The 18637-nt window shown below is 52.3% G+C and carries 16 protein-coding genes and 1 pseudogene; 1 reads left to right on the forward strand and 16 read right to left on the reverse strand.

Annotation, left to right across the window (positions count from 1 at the left end; translation table 11 throughout):
• Together FD23_RS10225 and FD23_RS03070 are read right to left on the reverse strand one after the other, a co-directional pair.
• A partial coding sequence (locus tag FD23_RS10225) for a DEAD/DEAH box helicase family protein (RefSeq protein WP_236743867.1) occupies positions 1 to 549 on the reverse strand: 549 nt, incomplete at its 3' end.
• Entirely contained in the window at positions 546 to 1232 is a 687-nt protein-coding gene (locus FD23_RS03070; RefSeq protein ID WP_025895446.1) for a glycoside hydrolase family 25 domain-containing protein, read from the reverse strand. The genes FD23_RS03070 and FD23_RS10225, both read right to left, overlap by 4 nt.
• Positions 1233 to 1338: 106 nt before the next feature.
• Between FD23_RS03070 and FD23_RS03075 the strand changes: the two genes are divergently transcribed.
• Positions 1339 to 2631, forward strand: a complete 1293-nt coding sequence (locus FD23_RS03075) for an APC family permease (protein WP_025895447.1) — start codon at positions 1339 to 1341, stop codon at positions 2629 to 2631.
• 81 nt (positions 2632 to 2712) lie between these two features.
• Here the strand turns inward: FD23_RS03075 and hpt are convergent, their stop codons facing one another.
• From hpt to FD23_RS03145, 14 genes and pseudogenes are all read right to left on the reverse strand, one after another.
• Complete coding sequence (hpt, locus tag FD23_RS03080) at positions 2713 to 3285, reverse strand: hypoxanthine phosphoribosyltransferase (protein ID WP_002877987.1); 573 nt, start codon at positions 3283 to 3285, stop codon at positions 2713 to 2715.
• 108 nt (positions 3286 to 3393) lie between these two features.
• Positions 3394 to 4740 (reverse strand): hemolysin family protein, encoded by a 1347-nt coding sequence (locus FD23_RS03085; protein ID WP_025895449.1) that lies wholly within the window; start codon positions 4738 to 4740, stop codon positions 3394 to 3396.
• Positions 4741 to 4879: 139 nt separating this feature from the next.
• Positions 4880 to 5239 carry a sortase gene (locus FD23_RS03090; protein WP_025895450.1) on the reverse strand — a complete coding sequence of 120 codons (360 nt, stop codon included), beginning with the start codon at positions 5237 to 5239 and terminating at the stop codon, positions 4880 to 4882.
• Positions 5240 to 5376: 137 nt separating this feature from the next.
• Positions 5377 to 7779, reverse strand: coding sequence for a phosphoketolase family protein (locus FD23_RS03095; protein ID WP_025895451.1), 2403 nt, complete (start codon positions 7777 to 7779; stop codon positions 5377 to 5379).
• A gap of 203 nt (positions 7780 to 7982) precedes the next feature.
• Positions 7983 to 8705 carry a GntR family transcriptional regulator gene (locus FD23_RS03100; protein WP_002877995.1) on the reverse strand — a complete coding sequence of 241 codons (723 nt, stop codon included), beginning with the start codon at positions 8703 to 8705 and terminating at the stop codon, positions 7983 to 7985.
• A gap of 8 nt (positions 8706 to 8713) precedes the next feature.
• Positions 8714 to 9649, reverse strand: a complete 936-nt coding sequence (locus FD23_RS03105) for a nucleoside hydrolase (RefSeq protein ID WP_025895452.1) — start codon at positions 9647 to 9649, stop codon at positions 8714 to 8716.
• 95 nt (positions 9650 to 9744) lie between these two features.
• Positions 9745 to 10437 (reverse strand): ribose-5-phosphate isomerase RpiA, encoded by a 693-nt coding sequence (rpiA, locus tag FD23_RS03110; protein ID WP_052933570.1) that lies wholly within the window; start codon positions 10435 to 10437, stop codon positions 9745 to 9747.
• Between the two features lie 12 nt (positions 10438 to 10449).
• Complete coding sequence (rpe, locus tag FD23_RS03115) at positions 10450 to 11100, reverse strand: ribulose-phosphate 3-epimerase (protein WP_003611491.1); 651 nt, start codon at positions 11098 to 11100, stop codon at positions 10450 to 10452.
• Between the two features lie 15 nt (positions 11101 to 11115).
• Positions 11116 to 12036, reverse strand: a complete 921-nt coding sequence (gene rbsK, locus FD23_RS03120; protein WP_025895453.1) for a ribokinase — start codon at positions 12034 to 12036, stop codon at positions 11116 to 11118.
• Between the two features lie 66 nt (positions 12037 to 12102).
• The gene (locus tag FD23_RS03125) at positions 12103 to 12600 is read right to left on the reverse strand and encodes a hypothetical protein (RefSeq protein WP_025895454.1); all 498 of its coding nucleotides are present in this window, start codon (positions 12598 to 12600) and stop codon (positions 12103 to 12105) included.
• Between the two features lie 66 nt (positions 12601 to 12666).
• Positions 12667 to 13549 (reverse strand): annotated as a pseudogene (locus tag FD23_RS03130) (alpha/beta hydrolase family protein).
• Positions 13546 to 14943, reverse strand: coding sequence for a DUF2252 domain-containing protein (locus FD23_RS03135; RefSeq protein ID WP_052933569.1), 1398 nt, complete (start codon positions 14941 to 14943; stop codon positions 13546 to 13548). Before FD23_RS03135 ends, FD23_RS03130 begins: the two are co-directional and overlap by 4 nt.
• Before the next feature lie 8 nt (positions 14944 to 14951).
• Positions 14952 to 17117 (reverse strand): RNA degradosome polyphosphate kinase, encoded by a 2166-nt coding sequence (locus FD23_RS03140; RefSeq protein WP_052933568.1) that lies wholly within the window; start codon positions 17115 to 17117, stop codon positions 14952 to 14954.
• 3 nt (positions 17118 to 17120) lie between these two features.
• Positions 17121 to 18632, reverse strand: a complete 1512-nt coding sequence (locus FD23_RS03145) for an HD domain-containing protein (RefSeq protein ID WP_025895455.1) — start codon at positions 18630 to 18632, stop codon at positions 17121 to 17123.
• Positions 18633 to 18637: the final 5 nt, after the last annotated feature.

Here is an 18637-nt window from a genome sequence, read left to right on the forward strand (position 1 = left end):
GGTAATCTGGGATTCAGTGGCCCCAAAGAGGAGGATCTGGCTGGAAGAAGGCAGGTTCTGCCCTAAAGAACTCAAAAGCTCTAGCTTGGCGAATTCCAAAATGTCGTCAGCTTCATCGATCACCAGGGTCTTGATTTGGACCAATTTAATCCGGCCCGAGGAGAAGAAGTCAAAGAAGCGGCCCGGAGTGCAGACCAGGACCTCACAATTGTCCTTCTTCAGCCGTTCGTCCTGTCTTTGCCGGTTGCCGGCCCCAACCAAGGCTAAAGTCTTCAGACCCAGGGCCTTGGCAAAAGGCAGGATGGCATTTCTGATCTGGACGGCCAGTTCAGTCGTTGGGGCCAAAATCACCAGGGAATTTTTCTCCCCCGGGATGACCCGCTCTAAAGCCGGCAGGGCATAGGCCAGGGTCTTGCCTGTCCCTGTCTTGGCCAAAGCGACCAGGCTGGCCCCGTTCTTAATGGCCTCATAAGTCTCTTTCTGGATCAAGGTTGGCTGGCTCTTGCCTTCCTTTTGCAAAACTGCTTGAATTTGTTCTGTGTAAATCATTGTGCTAATTGTCCATAGTTTTCTTTATATTGCTGGCTGGTCCCGATATAGGCATACATGACATTCTTGCAGCCGATGCCGCTGACTCCGGCCACGTGCCCCTTTTCCGTATAGCGCCAGAAGCAGTAGTCCAGCTTGCTTGGCGCTGACGCCGAGGTAGCCAGGAACTTGCATCCCGCCGGAAAAAGCTTCTTGTACTTGACCGGGGCGTTGACCATAATCTCATGACTCTTGACCAGGGAATAGGCCAGCTTGCTCATCGCCGTTAAATTGGCGGCGCTGGGGTCATCTTGCCCGCTGTCCAGCAGGATGGGCAAGGCCCCCCAATGCCCAGCCGCCAGGCGCTTCGCCCGGGATAATTGCTTTTCCGCATTTTTTTCCCCTTGCACCTCAATTATGCTGCCATAGGCCAATTTGGTCTTGGCTACCTGCTCGCGCCTGGCGGCAAAATTCTGGTCAACCGGCAGATAAACGAAAGACAAGCCGCCCTTTTCCAGGCGGCTGAGGTCAAAATCTGCCTGGCTGACCTTCAGGCCGACCGCGCTTTGGCTGGCTCCTTTTGGCAGGGTCGTCTGACTGGCATAATTGTACAGGCCATATGCCAAAAGGCTGATAATCGCGGCCAGCAGAATCAAAAGAGCCGGCAGTGTCGCCGGATGCTGGAAATGATTTTTTTGCCCCATCGCCCAAAACCTCCTTCTACCATTTTAGCCGAGAAATCCGCCTAGACCAAGCAGAAAGATTTCTTGTATAATTTAAGGGTTAGACTTGTTTTACTGGAGGTATTTCGTGAAAAAACAGATTTCTTTTGGCCAGGCGCTGGCAACCGTTATCGGCTCAGTCATCGGGGCCGGGGTCTTCTTTAAGATCGGCAGCATCTCCCAAAGCACCGGGTCGGCCTCAGCCACCATCTTAGTCTGGCTTTTAGCCGGAGTCATCTCGATCTGCTCGGGCTTGACCGTGTCAGAAATCGCGGCCGCCTTGAATGTCAACGGGGCCATTGAATACCTGGACTACAGCTATGGCAATATCTGGGGCTTTCTCTTCGGCTGGGCGGAAATGACTGTCTACTTCCCCGCCCAGATCGCGGCTTTAGCTTCAATTTTCGGCCAGCAGTTCGTGGTCCTGGCGGGCCTGCCGGCCTCCAGCAGCAAGTGGATCGCTGCTGGCGTGGTTCTTTTGCTCTTTTTGATCAATATGCTGGGGACCAAGGCTTCAGCCTGGATGCAGTCGGTGATCACGGTCATCAAGCTCATCCCCCTCTTTTTGATCATCGCCTTTGCAATCATCCGCCCGCAAGTCTCCGTCAGTCTCTGGCCAGTTACGGTGGATAGCAGTGGCGGCTGGCTGGCCGGGATCAGCCAAGGGCTCTTGTCTGCCCTCTTTGCCTTTGAAGGCTGGATCGTGGTGACCAACCTGGCTAAGGAAATGAAGAATCCGAAAAAGGACCTAGCCCGGGCCATCATCCTTGGCCTCTCCTTGGTCACGGTCGTTTACGTCCTGGTCAATTACGCCTTTATGGCGGTTTTGCCTTTTGACAAGATCATCGGCAACGACAATACCGCCTACTACGCTTCTCTTAAGCTCTTTGGCCAGGCCGGGGGAAAAATCGTCACGGTCGGCATTCTCCTGTCGGTTTACGGAGCCTGCAACGGCTTTATGCTGACGGGGATGCGGACGCCATATATCCTGGCCCAGGCCAACCGCCTGCCCGGCTCTGAGAAATTGGCCAAGACTTCTGTCAGAAGCGGAGTCCCGGTCTTCTCCGCCCTTTTGATCAATGCCATCGCTTTGATCATGATCTCCCTGGGTAACTTTGAAATCTTGACCGACATGCTGGTTTTCGTCATGTGGACCTTCACCACCCTCCTGTCAGTGGCCGTCATTTTGCTGAGAAAAAGAGAGCCGGACCTGGCCCGGCCTTTCATGACGCCGGCTTACCCGGTCATTCCCTTGATTTCCATCATCGGGGGTCTCTTCATCATCGTGATGACCGTCATCAACCAGTTCGCCCTCTCCATGATTGGCCTGGGCATCACCCTCCTGGGTCTGCCGGTCTACTACTGGAAAGAGCTTCATTAGGGCAAAAGAAAATAACAGACAAAAGAAAATCAAGCAAAAATGGACCATCCGTCTGGATGATCCATTTTCTTTTAGGAAAAATTAGTCGTGTTCGTGCTTGCTGCTGAATTCTTCAACGACTTCTGGCTTGATGACGCCGATGTAAGGCAGGTTCCGGTAAAGGCCCGCAAAGTCCATCCCGTAGCCGATGACGAATTCGTTGCCCACGTGGGTGCCGTAGTATTCAACATCTACTTCAGTCGTCCGGCGGGCCGTCTTATTCAGCAAGACGCAGCACTTGACTGAGTTGGCGCCGCGGCTGAGCAGTTCGTCCTTCATAAACTTCAAAGTCAAACCAGTGTCCACGATGTCTTCGACGATCAAAACGTCCCGGCCAGTCACGTCAGCTTCCAGGTCATGGGTTACCGTGATCTTGCCGCTGGATTCAGTCCCGTTGCCGTAGCTGGAAACGTCGATGAAGTCAATGTCACAAGCCAGGTCCATTTCCCGCAGGAGGTCAGTCAGGAAGAAGATAGCCCCCTTCAAGGCACCAACAACTAGAACCCGCTTGCCAGCGTAGTCCTTAGTCAATTGCTGTCCAAGCCGCTTGGTCATTTCCGCGATGTCTTCTTCGCTGTACAACTTGTGATCAACTGCGTCATGAATACTTTTCATTAGGTTTCCTCGATTGCTAATTGCTTTCAAAATGATATATCAAGATTATACCATTATTTTAACAAAAAAGAACGGATTTTGCCTAAAAGCCGTTCTTTTTTCTGAATCTTATTCTTCTTTTTTGGCTTGATCGTTTGTCTTTGGCCCTTCAACGATGAACCAGCGCATGAAACCTTGCTGGATATCGTCCAGGGTGAAGCGGAAGCCTTCCAGTTCTATTGACTCTCCCTTCTTCAAGTCGGGATACCGTTCCATCATATAGCCGCCGATAGTGATGATGTCACTGTTCTGGAAGCTCTTGAGGTTCTGGTGGAAGTAGCGCTCAAAGTCATAAAGGGTGGTCTTACCGGAGACCCGGATATTGCCTTCGGCGTCCTTGATAATGTAGTCATCAGAAACGTCGTCGATTTCATCCTTAACTGACCCGAAGAGCTCTTCGTAAATATCCTTGTCAGTCACGATCCCGCTGGTGCCGCCGTATTCGTCGACAACCAGCACGATTGGAGTGTGCTTGCTGATCATCAAGCGGAGGATGTCCTGGATGGGCATAGATTCTGGCACGGTAATGATGGTCCGGTTGATCCTGGTTACTGGTACCCGGTCGTCAATCCGGCTCTGCTGAACAATGTCATAAGCGTAGACATAGCCGACCACATCATCTTTGTCATTTTCCCGCACTACCGGGAAGCGGCTGTAGCCGTCTTCCAGATACTTGTCCAGGGCAGTCTTGATGTTTTCGCTGGCATCTAAAACTGTCAGCCTGGTCCGGTCAGTCATGATGTCCTTAGCCGTCTTGTCGTTCAGCTGGAAGGCTCTTTCCATATAGGTCAAGTCTTCCTTGTCCAGGGCACCGCCATGCACCGCGTTCTTGCTCAAGCGGATGATTTCTGACTGGGAGTAGACCTGGTTTTCTTCATCGGCCGGGTTAAAGCCCAGCATCTTTAAGATGCCAGAGGAGCTGACGTTCAAAAGCCAGACAAAGGGATAGACCAAGGTGTGGAAGAGCTGGAGGGGATTGACGATCCACATCAGCATCTTAACCGGAGCATCGATGGCGATATTTTTCGGCACGATTTCCGTCAAAACCACTTCCAAGTAGGTCAAGGCAATGACCCCGATCAAGGCTCCGACTGAGTTGACCAGATTTTTGGACATGGGGGTCAGGGCCAGCAGCCTTTCAAAAATGCTGGCGATGGTATCCGCCCCGAACCAGCCCAGGATAACCCCGACCAAGGTGGTCCCAACCTGAGTGGTTGACAGGTACTCATTTAAATTTTGCGACATGTGCAGGGCCCGCTTAAGTTTCTTCACGTTCCCCTGCCCGTTGGCAATCATGTCCTCCAGCTGGCTGGGCCGGACTTGCACCAAGGCAAACTCCGCCGCGACAAAGAAGGAGGCAAAAACAAAGATCACACCGATTGCTAGTAAATTAATCCAGATTTGTGTTGTCGTCACTGTAATTCACCTATTACTCCAATTGAACTATTTACCTTTATTCTATCATCATTTGCAGAGTTTTTTTCACAAACTACATTAATCCCGGTAAATATTAAATGGGCTGTCCGGGAAAATCCGGACGGCCCGTTTTGCCTGCTTATTCTTGTTCTTTTTCCTTGTCTACCTTAGCCTTCTTCTTCCGCTTCTTGTGCCAGATGAAGATGATGATCGCCAAGACCGGTAAAAGGATGGCGATGATGATCCAGAAGAGGCGGTTCCGGATTCTCTCCTTAGCCTTGGCTTCGGCCTTTGGATTGTAAGGAATCCGGTGACCGGTAACCAGCAGGCGGTGGGTGTTGATCATGTGAGGAGTGCAGGTCATCAAGGTGCAGAGGTCCTTGCCCTTGACAATCTTGAGCTGGTCGACCTGGGTCGGCTTGATGACCTTAATCTGGTCCACCTTGTAGGCCAGGGTCTGACCCAGATTGTGGACGTAGAAGACGTCCCCCTTTTTCATCCGGGGCAGGTCAGTGAAAAGGAGGCGGGAATCCCGACCTGTTTTACCATGTTTTCGCTTTTTTAGCTAGTCAAAAGAAAAAATGCCGTCCCTCGCGGAACGACAATTTAATAAATTTTGCGGAATTATATATGCTCTTACTTGTCCAGGCCAGTCCACTTCCAAGAAGTTACTTCTGGAATGTCTTCACCGTGGTCCCGGATGTAAGCGTGGTGCTTAGACAGCAGGCTGTCCATCTTGTCGATGAAGGCAGCACTCTTGTCCTTCAAGGCTGGGATTTGTTCAACCGCGTCCTTGGCCAGGTCGAAACGGTCAAGGTGGTTCAAGACCCGCATGTCAAATGCCGTGGTAATGTCACCATTTTCTTCATAGCAGTGAATTGAAACGTTGTAACGCTTGCGGGCAAACCAGATGGATTCCATCATGGTCTTGTAGCCATGCCATGCAAAAATGGTTGGCACGTCAGTTGGGAAGAGGCGGTCGAATTCCTCTTGGGAAATAGCAGCTGGGTTATCCTTTGGTGCCATCAGCTTCATCACGTCAACCACGTTGATGTAGCGGATCTTCAAGTCTGGGAAGTTCTGGTGCAGGATGTCGATTGCTGCCAGGGTTTCCATGGTCGGTTCAGTTTCAGTTGAAGCGAAGACCACGTCCGGCTTGGCATCCTTGTCATTTGAAGCCCAGTCGATGTAGCCCAGGCCCTTGTCAACCAGCTTGGCGGCTTCTTCAGGAGTGAACCATTGCGGCCGTTCCTGCTTGGAAGTTACCAGCAGGTTGATCCCTTCCCGGTCACGGAAGACCTTATCAGCTACGGCCAGCAAAGTATTGGTGTCAGCTGGCAGGTATTCATGAATCATGTCCGGCCGGTTCTTTTCAAACAAGTGGGTCAAAAGACCTGGATCCTGGTGGGTGTAGCCGTTGTGGTCCTGCTGGAAGACAGTTGACGTAGCTACAAAGTTCAATGATGGGTAATCGCGGCGCCAGTATTGTTCTTTAGCCTTCCGCAGCCACTTCATGTGTTGGGTCAGCATGGAGTCAACCACCCGGCCAAAGGCTTCGTAAGTAGCGAAGAAACCATGGCGGCCAGTCAAAACGTAGCCTTCCAGCATCCCTTCATCTTGGTGCTCTGACAATTGTGAGTCAATCAAACGGCCTTGCGCGGCCAGGTTTTCATCGTTTGGTTCGTGGATTTCACTTTCCCATTGCCGCTTTTCGCTGTCCAGGAAGTCAAACAAGCGGTTGGACTTGGATTCGTCCGGGCCAAAGCCCCGGAAAGTAGTCGGGTTCAGTTCTGCCACCTTGGTCAGATACTTGGCCCATTCCACCATATCCTGGGCGTCCTTGGAGCCCGGCTTGCCAACTTCAAAGGCAAAGTCGCGCCAGTCTGGCAGGTTCAAGCGCTTAGGATTGATCCCCCCGTTAGTGACTGGGTTCATAGCCATTCTTTGGTCACCATGAACCGCGTTTTGCAGGACTAAGTCAGTCGGGTAGCCGGTTTCGTCAAACAGTTCTTCCGGCTTGTAGCTCTTCAGCCAGTCCAGTAACAGTTCCTTGTGGTCCATGTGCTTCTGGTCAACCGGAAGCGGAATCTGGTGAGCCCGGAAGGAGTTTTCAATTGGGTTGCCGTCCAAATCGGTCTTAGGACCGGTCCAGCCCTTCGGGCATTGGAAGATCAAGAGCGGCCAGTGGGCAAATGATTTATCGCCGTTTCCACGGGCATTCTTTTGAATAGCCTTGATGTCTTCAATGATGGCATCCAGGGTCTTGGCCATTTCCTCATGGATCTGGTCAATATCCTTCATCCCGTCAAAGCGGCCGCCCTTGAAAGTTGAAACAAAGTAAGGCTTCCAGCCCATGCCTTCAAAGTACTTGGTCAGTTCTTCATCGCTCATGCGGGCAGTAATGGTTGGGTTGGAAATCTTAAAGCCGTTAACCTGCAGGATTGGCAAGACAGCCCCGTCCTTGACCGGGTTGATGAAGCGGTTGGAGAACCAGCCAGCAGCCAGCGGGCCGGTTTCAGCTTCCCCGTCACCAATTTCAGCGGCGGCAATCACGTCCGGGTTGTCCAGAATCGCGCCAGTCGCGTGCGACAAAGTGTAGCCCAGTTCCCCGCCTTCATGGATTGAACCCGGGGTTTCCGGAGCCGCGTGGGAAGCTACCCCGCCCGGGAAGCTGAAGCGCTTGAAGAGCTTGGTCATCCCGGCTTCGTCTTGGCTGATTTCCGGGTAGATTTCAGAGTAAGACCCGTCCAGGTATGAGTTGGAAACCATCACCTGGCCGCCGTGACCGGAACCTTCGATGTAGAACATGTTCAAGTCATACTTCTTGATAACCCGGTTTAAGTGGGCGTAGATAAAGTTCTGCGGCGCGATCGTGCCCCAGTGGCCAACCGGCTTGATCTTGATGTCGTCTGCCGTCAGTTCTTCCTTAAGCAAGGGGTTCTTGAGCAGGAACAACTGGCCGACTGACAAGTAGTTGGCGGCCCGCCACCAAGCGTCGACGCTCTTTAAATATTCTTTTGAATCGTAATCTGCTGTCATCTTTTTACTCCTTTGAGGAACTCTCTGTTTTACTTGTTTCAATCATACCATTTACAAAAAGCAAGTCAATCAATCTGATAATCGGATCCTACCAATTTTACAAATCCTTAAAATACTTTGCAAAGAAGAAAAGACAAAAGATAGAAAAGATAGAAAAAGTGAAAAATAAAACGGACAGGTATACCTGTCCGCTTTATTTACTCTTAATTCAAATTGACAAAGCTGTTGAAGCGCATGTACTTGTAGTGAACCCGCATGCTGGAGACTTCAAATGGCGTGCCGTCATCCAAAAAGAAGATCCCGTCCATCACGCCAACCGGCTCAGTGGCCTTGAGCTGCAGCGCTTCTTGGTCTTCCGCGCTTGAAGGGGAAACCGTAATGGTCAAATAAGACCGGGTGACCGCCTTGTTTTGCGCGTCTTCCAGGTAGTTGAACAAGGACCCCTGCAGAATCTCTTCTTTAAGCTCCGGCAGGATCTTGATCGGCACGAAGCCTTCTTCAATCAAGAAGGGCTGGCCGTCCAAAAGGCGGAGGCGCTTGAACTGGTAGACAAAGTCATTTTCACTCAAGAAGAGGTCCTGGGCCGTTTCCGGGCTGGCCTTGACCACCTTGAATTCCAGTAGCTTAATCCCCTGCTTCTTGCCTGGCGCTAAAAAGCTGTCCGTTAGACCCAGGTTGGAACCTTCATAACGGAACATGGCCTGGTTCTTCAAGTACAAGGGGTTGATAAAAGTCCCGCTGCCCCGCTTCTTAAAAACGATGCCTTGCTGGGCAAGAAGTTCCAGAGCCCGCTTCATCGACGACCGGCTGACCTGATACTGTTCGGCCAGGCTGCGCTCGTCGGGCAGCCGCATCCCCTCATATTCGCCCGCTAAAATCCGGCGTTTGATGTCAAGCATGACCGTCCGGTAAACATAATCAGCCATTCAGCCACCTACTTTGCTTGCGCGATTGCAGCCAGGAACCAGTCCTTGAAGGCCTGGCGGTCAACCTTGACCGCGATCTTGGCGTTGGCCTTTTGGCCAAAGAAGCCTTCAAAGTCCATGACTGAAGCCCCGTAAGTGTAAGGACCCTTGGTGTCTACCGCCACGTAAGCTTCCTTGACTTCAAACAGATCTGGTGCCAGCAGCATGGCAGCCGTCAAGGCGTCATAGATCCGCTTGCCAGAATCGGCGTCAGCGTCGTTTAATTCATATTGAGAGTTGAGCCCGTAGATCATTTCCCCGACCCGGCCCAAAGCCTTGATTTCTTCCAGGCTGGCCGCGTCAACGAAGGCCTGGTTGCCGACTTCCAAAGGAGCCACGTACATGTCCAGGCCCTTGGCGCCCAAGTCAAAGACGATCTTGGCTGCTTCCGGGTCCCCGGAAACGTTATATTCGTCGTAAGGACCGTAGTTGCCCCGGCCCAGGGCTCCACCCATGATGTAAAGGCGGTCGATCTTGTCCAGGTCTTCCGGATATTGGCGGAAGTAGAGGGCAAAGTCCGTGGCTGGCCCGATCTGCATCAAGGTCACCTTTTCCGGGCTTTGGCTGACTACTTCGTGGATCTTGGTCGCGGCTAAGCCTTCTACCAAAAGGCTCTGGTCAGCTTCCGGGAAGTCAAAGCCGTCCATCCCGCTGGCCCCGTGGACTTCAGAAGCATCGATGGCTTCCTTGACCAAAGGCAACTTGGCCCCGGCCACAACTGGGACCTTAGTGCCCAGGAAGGCCTGCAGGCGCAGAGTGTTGTTCAAAGTCTTCTCCAAAGAAACGTTGCCCCAGGTTGGCACGATCAGCTTCACGTCCAGTTCCTTGGCAAACAGGGCGATCGTTAGGCAGACCGCGTCATCGATCCCGGGATCAGTTGAAATAATTAAGGGTTTCTTGTTCATTAATCGTTCTCCATTATTCAGAATAGCTTTATTCTATCATTTCACCCGGCAAATAAAAAGAAAAGAAGAGGTTGCTTCTTTTCCAAAAAATTTCTTTAGCGGCTGCGGACTTCAATCTCCCCGTTGTCGCGGGCGATAATGACCTGGTCGCAGATGTTTAAAAAGAGGCCGTGCTCAACTACCCCGACCGTATGGTCCAGGTAGTCAGCCAGACCACTTGGCACCGGAATCCGGTCCAGCTTGAGGTCCAGAATGTAGTTACCATAGTGGGTCTTAAGACGCTGACCATCTTCCGTTAAACGGAATTCCGGCTTAAGCCCTTCATCTGCCAGGCGCTTTTCCACCTGCATGCAGGAGATCGGCAAAACTTCCACTGGCAGGGCAAATCCGCTGAGGTGGTCAACCACCTTGCTTTCGTCTACGATCCAGACATTCTTCTTGGAGTTGACGGCCACGTTCTTTTCCAAGGTCAAGGCGGCCCCGCCTCCCTTGATCCCGTTTAACTGCTTGTCCACTCTGTCGGCCCCGTCAACCGTTAAATCAACCTGGTCAACTTCACTGAGGGGGCTAACAGTAAAGCCATAGCCTTCCAGCTGCTTTTGACTGCGGCTGGAGGTGGTCACGACTGCCTTAAGAGTCAAGCCTGCTGCTTTCTTCTTGCCTAGTTCATCGATGAAGAACTTCACCGTTGACCCGGTGCCGACGCCTAAAACCATCCCCTCTTCCACCAAGGCAGCTGCTTTCTTGGCAGCAGCCTTTTTCAATACATCTTGCTTTGCTTGGTCCATTTTTTGCCTCCGCTATTTTTCCAAAATGCTCGTCAGCTCAGCTACCTGATTAGCCACTGAGTCACGGCCGAAGATATAAGAGCCCGCCACAAAAACATCAGCTCCGGCCTCTTTGGCGATTTCCGCCGTCTGAGCATTGATCCCGCCGTCTACTTCGATCGGAAGATCTGGCAGAATTGCCCGTGCGGCCCTGATCCGGTCTGCTGCTTCTTCCATGAACTTCTGCCCGCCAAATCCCGGATAGACCGTCATCAAGAGAACCTGGTCAAGCTTGTCCTTGTAGCGCTCCAGCACCTTAATGTCAGTATCTGGACTAAGGACTAACCCGCAGGAGACGCCATTTTCCTTTAAGTAGTCCAACCAGTGGTCAATTCGGTTTGGGTAGTCGGCTTCATAGTGAATTTCAATCAAGTCGCTGCCCGCTTTAACAAAGGCTGGCAAAAGGTCAGGCAGGTTGTTGCTCATGAGGTGGACTTCCGCGGTCAGGTCCGGGAACTGCTTTTTAAAATCACTGACCAGCTGGGGACCATATGACAGGTTGGGCACGAAATGTCCGTCCATCACGTCGATGTGGAAGCGGCGGATCCCGCTGTCAGCTGCTTCTTGGATCTGCTGGCCTAAGTGCAGGTTATCCGCGTTGAGAATTGAGGGTGCAATAATCATCTAGTCACCCACCCTTTACTCAGCTAACGCAGACGCAACGCTGGCCCGGTCCGGGATAGAAGGCTGGGCCCCCATCTTCTGCACGGCTAAAGACGACGCCCGGTTGGCAAAGCGGGCAGCCTCATGGAGGTTGCTGAAGTCGCTGGCCAAGGATCCGGCCAAAAAGCCTAAGAAGGTATCGCCAGCCGCCGTCGTGTCCACCGCCTTGACCTTAAAGGCTGGTACAAGACCGGTAGAGACTGGAGAAGACAGGTAGGCCCCCTTGCTGCCGTAGGTGATGATCACATGCTTAACGCCCAGTTCATGCAGCTTGGCCGCGTTCTTTTCCAGGTCAGCCTCTTCTACAACTGGCAAAGAAGTCAGCAGGGCACTTTCCGTTTCGTTTGGCGTGATCAAGTCAGTCACGGCCAAGAGGTCAGCTGGCAGGTCCTTGATCGCAGGAGCTGGGTTCAAGATAGTTACCTTGCCGGCCGCCTTAGCCAGCTTGAAGGCGGCTGTTGTTGCTTCCAGCGGGGTTTCCAGCTGGGCGATGACGCAGTCAGCAGCTTCAATGACGTCTTTAGCCGCCAAAACGTCGGCTTCAGTCAAGCTGTAGTTGGCCCCATGGTCGATGATAATGTCGTTTTGCCCTTCCGCGTTCAAGGTAATGTAGGCATGGCCAGTCTTAACGCCAGCGGTTGGCAAGACATAGTCAGTCTTGACCCCGTAGCCGGCCAGTTGCTCCTTCATCCAGCTCCCATAGGAGTCTTCGCCGACTTTAGAGATGAAGATGGTCTCAGCCGCGCTCTTAGCAGCCGCGACTGCCTGGTTGGCCCCCTTGCCGCCGCCAGCCTCGCTGACCTTGTAGGCGTTGATGGTTTCGCCTGGCTTGGGGAAGTTTTCTACATGCAGGGTCGTGTCCACGTTGCTGGACCCGATTACTACGATCTTTTTCATAGCATTTTCTCCTTAACTTTAATTCTAAGTCAATTATAACTATTCCCGTCCTTTTAAAAAAGCGCTTTAGCCGACCAACTGGTAGGCCGTCTTGAAGCGGCTGAGATTATAGCGGTCGTAAAAGTCGGCCAGGACAACGTTAAAGTTCTGGATCCTGGTATTTGGGTCTGGATTCTTGGAATCAAAACGTTCTGCCAAAGAAGCTAAGGCCTGGCTTCTGACAGCCTCGTAGTCGCTCAGCTGATCCACCCGCCCCCGCAAGTCCCGGCAAAGAGCGCTGAGGGTGAAGTCTGACTCCGCCGCTAAAAAGTTCAGCTGGCTGTCAAAGACTAACTTGTAACGGTAAGCCTTCCGGCCCGGGAAGTCCTGGGAGTTAAACAAATCCAGGTACAAAACCAGTTTCTGCTTTTCCAGGCTGGCCATGTCCTTACCTTGACTGAGGCACTTAAACTTCAGAAAGTTGACAAAATAGTCGTAAAAGTCCCCGTAAAAATCTTCCTCAAAGCTTTCGATGCTCGGGTCTTCTGCCAGAAGCTGCTTTGCCAGCACTTCTTCAATCTTCATTACATGCTCCTCTTTTCTGCTTCACATTAATCCATCTAAGAAAAATTATACAGAAAAAGGCAGGCCCTAGGACCCGCCTTTACCATCTTTTGCATTTTTGTCTCGGTCATTGAAATCTTGCAAAAAGCTGTGGTTAAACAATTCTCCTCTGATTTGTTCGGCCCGCTGGTCAGACTCCTTTTGCCAGTCAGCCTGCAGATTCCGGCGATACCTCAAGTAATTGGCCATCCGCCCGGTCCGGCTCAAAAAAGCCTGCTGCATTTTGCTGGAGTCCAGAAAACGATGGTCCACTTCTTTTTCCAGCAAATTCCCGTTTCCATCAAAGCGGTAGCCGCCCCACATGTGCTGCTTGACCGGGTTCATGGGCAGGCTGTCGACATAGTGCAGCTTGCCCACCATCCGCTTGCTGGCCGTAAAGCCCAAAGTTACCAGGTCATAGATATCAACATAAGTATTGATTCTGCCCCGCAGCTGGGCCAGCAGCTGCCGCTCTTTATGAGTCAAAAGGCTCCAGATATTGGTGCCCCCATAGAGATAAGCAGCAGCAATCTGATCTGGAAAGCGGCAATTAGCCAGAGCGTATTCAGCATTGATCGCCCCCAGGGAATGCCCGTAGATGTAAAAATGGCCATCCAGGAATTCCTCCAGCCAGCGGTTAAGATAGCGGCTGGCCGTAACCAAGGCGCTGGGCACCTGCCTTTGATTAGTCAGCATGGCCAGAAAAATCGGCCAGTTGGTGTTCATCCACTCGTCCCGCCAGGTTGTCGCGTTGCCCTTCTTAAAGCCATAAGAGCCCTTGAGCAAGACTGTAATCTTATTGTTGTTTTCGATCAAAAAAGCCTGCATTCCGTCCTTGGCGTAAACGTTAAACGTCCCGGGTCAATTGCCCGATCTTTTTCAGCTTGGTCAGTTCCACCAGGTCCAGGTCGGTCAATTCTTCATTGATTATTCTTCATCTTCCTCGCCTTGCAGGTATTTGGCAAAGCGGGCATAGTCGGCTTCCATCTGGTCGGCATACTTGACGGCCCAATGAGCCAGGCCCATGTCCAGCTCTTTTTGCTTGTGGACATAGCCGTAAATCATCGGCGCTGTCGGGCTTTGGTAGTGGGCAATGGCCAAAATGAAGGCACACATGTTGCAGTAGGCAGAGAAGCTTTCCTGGTCCAGATTGAGCGGGTCAATCGAGTCCTTCATGTCCCGGAACTGACGGACGTAAAAGCTTCTGCCGCCAGCTTCCATGGCCCCTAAGAAAGGATCATGGTAGGTCTGCAAAACCCGCTGGGCGGTAATGATCCGCTTGCCTTCCCCCTTGCCTTGGGCCTGGCTTTCCTCAACCGTCAAAGCAGACAAGTTGTAGCGAAGCGGCAATGCCTCCTTGATCTGCAAGACCAGGTGGCTGCCGTCCTTGCCAGTGAGCAGGGCCAGATAGCAGCGGGTTCCCCAGCTGCCGACGCCCACGCTGTAGCGGATGATGTCGGTCACTTCATAATTGATCAAAAGGACCCGGATGTCGTCAGTTACGCTCTTCTGGTAATCTTCCAGGCCTGCCATAAGCTCGGCATAAACATTCTGGGAAACACGCCGGGCCCGGGGCGGGTTTTCCTTAAAGCGCAAGCGCCCGTCTTCGGTCTTTTCCGTAAACTTCTTGACCACGGCATCAGAATTGTTCTTCGGTGCCCGGTCCGCTACCTTCAAAAGAACCCGCTTCATTTGTTCATTGTCCGTCATTTGACCTAAAAGGTCATCAACGCTATAAGACAAATTAAAGCGCTCAAGCAGGGGCAAGGAATTGGCGTACTCGATTCCCCGCCGGTAAGAGTGGACGCTTTCTGCCAAAATCCCGTCCAGCTGCTCTTTAGGATAGCCATTGATCCGGCCGGTCAAAACCACGCTGGTCAAAAGGCGCTTAAGGTCAAATTCCCAGTTGCCAATCCGGGCCTCGTCAAAATCGTTCAAGCCAAACAAAAGCTGGCGCTCCGGGGAAGCGAAGAAGCCGAAATTGGTTAGGTGGGAGTCCCCGCAAATGATTACCGGGATATGGGACTGGCCGTCTGGAAACTGGCGCAGGTCCTTTTCCATGATTCCGGCCGTGGCCCGGAAGTAGGAAAAGGGATTCTGCATCATCCGCTTGTGCCGCATCCCCAAAAGCTCGGGAATCATTTTCTCCTCAGTCAGCTTGATCAATTGAAACACGTCCCGCTTGACCGGGTTGAAAGTGCTGATCGCCGCAATTGGATGTTCCTTACGGCGGCCTTCTCCCTGCTTGATCAGTTCTTCCTGGCTGTCACCGATAAACATTTGATCGATTTTAAAAGTTTCGATTTCGTGGCGGTCTTTTTCCATCTTTCAGCCTACTTTTCGTCGTCTTCCAATTCGCTTTCCTGCGGCTTCATAGCTTCAAAAGCGTCCTTCTTCTTCGCCTTCTCTTCTTCTTCCTCTTCTTTAACGATCCGAACCTTTTCATCGGCTTCAGCGATGAAGTATTCCTGGCTGTTGAATGGGGTCTGTCCCCGCCGGTCAGCGTGCACCCATTCGGTCTTGTGCAGGATTCGGGCCTGGACATTGTCCTGCCACATCTTGGCAAAAATATCCAAAACTCTTTCCCGCAAGTCTTCTTGCAAAACCGGGAAGAGGGTTTCCACCCGCCGGTCCAAGTTCCGCCGCATCATGTCGGCGCTGGCCAGGTAAACGTCTTCCTTGCCGTCATTGTAGAAGTAGTAGATCCGGCTGTGTTCCAGGAAGCGGCCGACGATTGAGTGTACTTCGATATTGTCGCTGACGCCTGGGATTTCCGTCTTCAAGCAGCAGATCCCCCGAACGATCAAGTGGATCTTAACCCCGGCCGCGGAAGCTTCATAGAGCTTGGCGATCACGTCCGGGTCAGACAGGGAGTTCATCTTCATGTGGATCTCAGCATGCCGGCCAGCCTTGGCAATGGCAATTTCGTTGTTGATCTTTTCATAGATGAACTGGCGGATCAATTTTGGTGAAATCCGCAGCTCGCTGAAGTAAGGCGGCTTGGAGTAGCCGGACAGCATGTTGAAGAGATTAGTCACGTCAACGCCCAGATCCCGGTCGCAGGTAAAGAGGCCTAAGTCAGTGTAGAAGTGGGCGGTAACATCATTGTAGTTACCAGTCCCCAGGTGCAGGTAGCGGCGGATCCCGTCTTCATCGCGGCGGATAACCAGGGTTACCTTGGTGTGGGTCTTCAAGCCCACCAGCCCGTAGATAACATGGCAGCCCATCTGTTCCAGGGTTCTGGCCCAGTGCACGTTGTTTGATTCGTCAAAGCGGGCCTTGACTTCCACCAGAACCGTCACCTGCTTGCCAGCTTTAGCCGCCTGGCCCAGGTACTTGATGATCGGGGAGTTGCCGGAAACCCGGTACAAGGTCATCTTGATAGCCAGAACATCTGGGTCTTTGGCGGCCTGCTTGACGAAGTTCAAAACAGCGTCAAAGCTGTCATATGGGTGCTGCACCAGGTAGTCCTTTTCCCGGATTGAGTCAAAAATATTGTGGTCACTTCTTAAAGCCGGGTCAACAAAGGCCTGCATTGGCTTGTAGCGGAGGTCTTCATGGCCTTCCACCATCCCTGGCAGCTTCTTGAGGAAGGTCAAGTCGATTGGACCGTTGATGCTGAAGACGCTGCCTTCATCGACGTTCAGTCGCTTTATCAAGTGCTTGAGCAGCTTGGTGTTCATGCTGCTTTCCACTTCCAGCCGGGTCACGTGCCCGTGTTCCCGGTCTTCCAGCTGCTTTTTAACCGCCAAAAGGAAGTCGGAAGTGTCGCTTTCAGAAACGTCCAAATCCATGTCCCGGGTTACCCGGTAGCAGGCTGCCTGGCGGATTTCGTAGCCATCAAAGAGGCGGTCGGCAAAGACCTTGATAATGTCTTCCAGCATGATGAAGTCATTATCGCCATCTGGCAATTTAACCAGGCGCGGGAAGATGTTCGGCACTCTGACCGTGGCAAACTTGTGCTCACCGCTTTCCCGGTCCTTAAGGCGCAGGGCGATGTTCAAGGAGTCGTTGTTGATGAACGGGAATGGCCGGGACTGGTCGTCAGCCATCGGGGTCAAAACCGGGTAGAGTTCGTTAGAGAAGTAGCGGCGGATGTATTCTTCCTGGTCTTCAGACAGTTCGTCACTTTCCAAAATGTTGATCCCGTTCTTGCGCAAAAGTGGCAGCAATGACCGGGAGTAAGTTGAGTAGCGCTTTTCAACCACTTCGTGTTCCTTATGGTTGATGGCCATCAATTGTTCAAGTGGCGTAAGGCCACTGGCATCGTGGCTTTTGACCCCGGCGGCTACCAGCTTGCTCAAGGAAGCCACCCGGACCATGTAGAATTCGTCAACGTTGGACTGGGTGATCCCCAGGAAGTTGGCTCTTTCCAAAAGCGGCTCATCCGGGTTTCTGGCTTCATCCAGGCAGCGGTCATTGAAGTCCAGCCAGCTTAGTTCCCGGTTGGCGTAATAACTAGGATCGGTAAACTTTTTTTTGTTCTTGGCATTTGTCATTTTTTACTTTCCCCTCTTCTGCTTCATGGCAATCTTCATGCCGAAGACGGCTTCAGCCAAATTGACATTCTTTTCAAAAACCCAGCGTTCCAAGGTCAGGTCCCGCTTGCTGGTCACCGTGATCAGCATTTTCTCATCCTTGATGGAAACCACGATCTTGCTGATCTTCTGCTTGCGGGAAGCATCCAGGCTGTTGGCCAGGCGCAGGATGGCAGCCAACTTAGCTACCCGAACCTGCAGGGCCGGGTCAAGGTGGCGATATTCACGTTCATCAGCGTTCAAGTTGGTGATGTCCTGGTGCTTCAAAATGCTCAAGAGCATTTCGTTTTCCCGGTCAGACAGGCCGATGATCTGGTTTGCCCCCACGATGTAGGCAGCGTGCTCGTAGTGGTTGTGGAAATTGACGAAGTTGCCGATGTCGTGCAGGCGGGCCGCGATTTCCAGTAATTGCCGGTCGCGGCGGTCAACCATGCCGGCATGGGCCAGGCGGTCAAAAATATGCAGGGCAAACTTTTTGGACAGGTTGATGTGCTGGCCGCCTGATTCGTAGCGGCGGGCAATATTTTTGGTCGCCGTCAAAACGATGGTTGAGTATTCATCTGGCCGGTACTTCAATCTGGCGGCTTCCTGGATCATCAAACCGGTGATGGCTGAAGACTGGGTCAAAGTCATCGTGTGCGGCTTGATAATCTTAACCAGCTGGTTGATCAAAACAATGGTCGGCTTCATCCGGGCCAAAGAGTCGGTATCCAGCTCGTATTTTTCCATAAGGTACTGGTCCGGGGCTTCTCTGAAGTCAGAGTAAACGCCGGCAAACTGCTTGAGGTCGATGACCCGGGCCTTTTCTTGGGGCCGCAGGCTCTGCTCGCCTCGGCCGGAGACGTGCTGGATGATGATCCGGGCCTTGCCAGTCGGCTTCTCAATGGTCTTGAAGCTGACCAGCTTGCGGGAGATGTAGTCGCCGATGATGTCGATCGGGTCGCTTGGCGTGTCCCGAGTCATAGCGGCCATTTCTTCAATTTCTTCCGGGCCCAGGGCAAAGTTCCAGGTTGACAGGTAGTGCTGGCCCTTGAACAAGGTGAGGTTGAGCATGGCACTGCCCATGCTGAGCAGGTAAGTAAATTCATCATCCGCCAGTTCTGAGAACTGCGGCAGGGCCATTCCGGCAATGATCTTGTAGTAAGCAATCTGGGCCCCGTTCAGCCATTCGATTTCCAGGCCGGTTCTGACCTTGATCTGGTCGGCCAGGTAGCGGGCAGAAATCTTGTCCAAAAGCTGCCGGTTACCGTAAACCTTGTAGTTGTCGATCCCGTATTCCGCGATTTTTCGCTTGAAGCCGATCAAGGCATCAGTCAAGCGGGGCAGTTCGTTTTCATAAACTTCAAACTTTTTCCCCCCTTGGACGAACTGGGCCGAACTCAACTGTTCAATGATGGCCAGTTTCTTCAAGTCAACGATGAACAGGCGCGCCTGGTATGATGATATGTAAATTAGACCAAATTGTCTTTTACTCATATGTC

Origin of the sequence: Lactobacillus delbrueckii subsp. delbrueckii DSM 20074 = JCM 1012 (genome assembly GCF_001433875.1) — a bacterium.
GTDB classification, from domain to species: Bacteria; Bacillota; Bacilli; order Lactobacillales; family Lactobacillaceae; genus Lactobacillus; species Lactobacillus delbrueckii.

Excerpts from the sequence above, each read along its gene's own strand:
- FD23_RS03070 (WP_025895446.1), bottom strand. The coding sequence starts at position 1,232 with ATGGGGCAAAAAAATCATTTCCAGCATCCGGCGACACTGCCGGCTCTT.
- hpt (WP_002877987.1), bottom strand. The coding sequence starts at position 3,285 with ATGAAAAGTATTCATGACGCAGTTGATCACAAGTTGTACAGCGAAGAA.
- FD23_RS03090 (WP_025895450.1), bottom strand. The coding sequence starts at position 5,239 with ATGAAAAAGGGGGACGTCTTCTACGTCCACAATCTGGGTCAGACCCTG.
- FD23_RS03095 (WP_025895451.1), bottom strand. The coding sequence starts at position 7,779 with ATGACAGCAGATTACGATTCAAAAGAATATTTAAAGAGCGTCGACGCT.
- FD23_RS03100 (WP_002877995.1), bottom strand. The coding sequence starts at position 8,705 with ATGGCTGATTATGTTTACCGGACGGTCATGCTTGACATCAAACGCCGG.
- FD23_RS03105 (WP_025895452.1), bottom strand. The coding sequence starts at position 9,649 with ATGAACAAGAAACCCTTAATTATTTCAACTGATCCCGGGATCGATGAC.
- rpiA (WP_052933570.1), bottom strand. The coding sequence starts at position 10,437 with ATGGACCAAGCAAAGCAAGATGTATTGAAAAAGGCTGCTGCCAAGAAA.
- rpe (WP_003611491.1), bottom strand. The coding sequence starts at position 11,100 with ATGATTATTGCACCCTCAATTCTCAACGCGGATAACCTGCACTTAGGC.
- rbsK (WP_025895453.1), bottom strand. The coding sequence starts at position 12,036 with ATGAAAAAGATCGTAGTAATCGGGTCCAGCAACGTGGACACGACCCTG.
- FD23_RS03125 (WP_025895454.1), bottom strand. The coding sequence starts at position 12,600 with ATGAAGATTGAAGAAGTGCTGGCAAAGCAGCTTCTGGCAGAAGACCCG.
- FD23_RS03135 (WP_052933569.1), bottom strand. The coding sequence starts at position 14,943 with ATGGAAAAAGACCGCCACGAAATCGAAACTTTTAAAATCGATCAAATG.
- FD23_RS03140 (WP_052933568.1), bottom strand. The coding sequence starts at position 17,117 with ATGACAAATGCCAAGAACAAAAAAAAGTTTACCGATCCTAGTTATTAC.
- FD23_RS03145 (WP_025895455.1), bottom strand. The coding sequence starts at position 18,632 with ATGAGTAAAAGACAATTTGGTCTAATTTACATATCATCATACCAGGCG.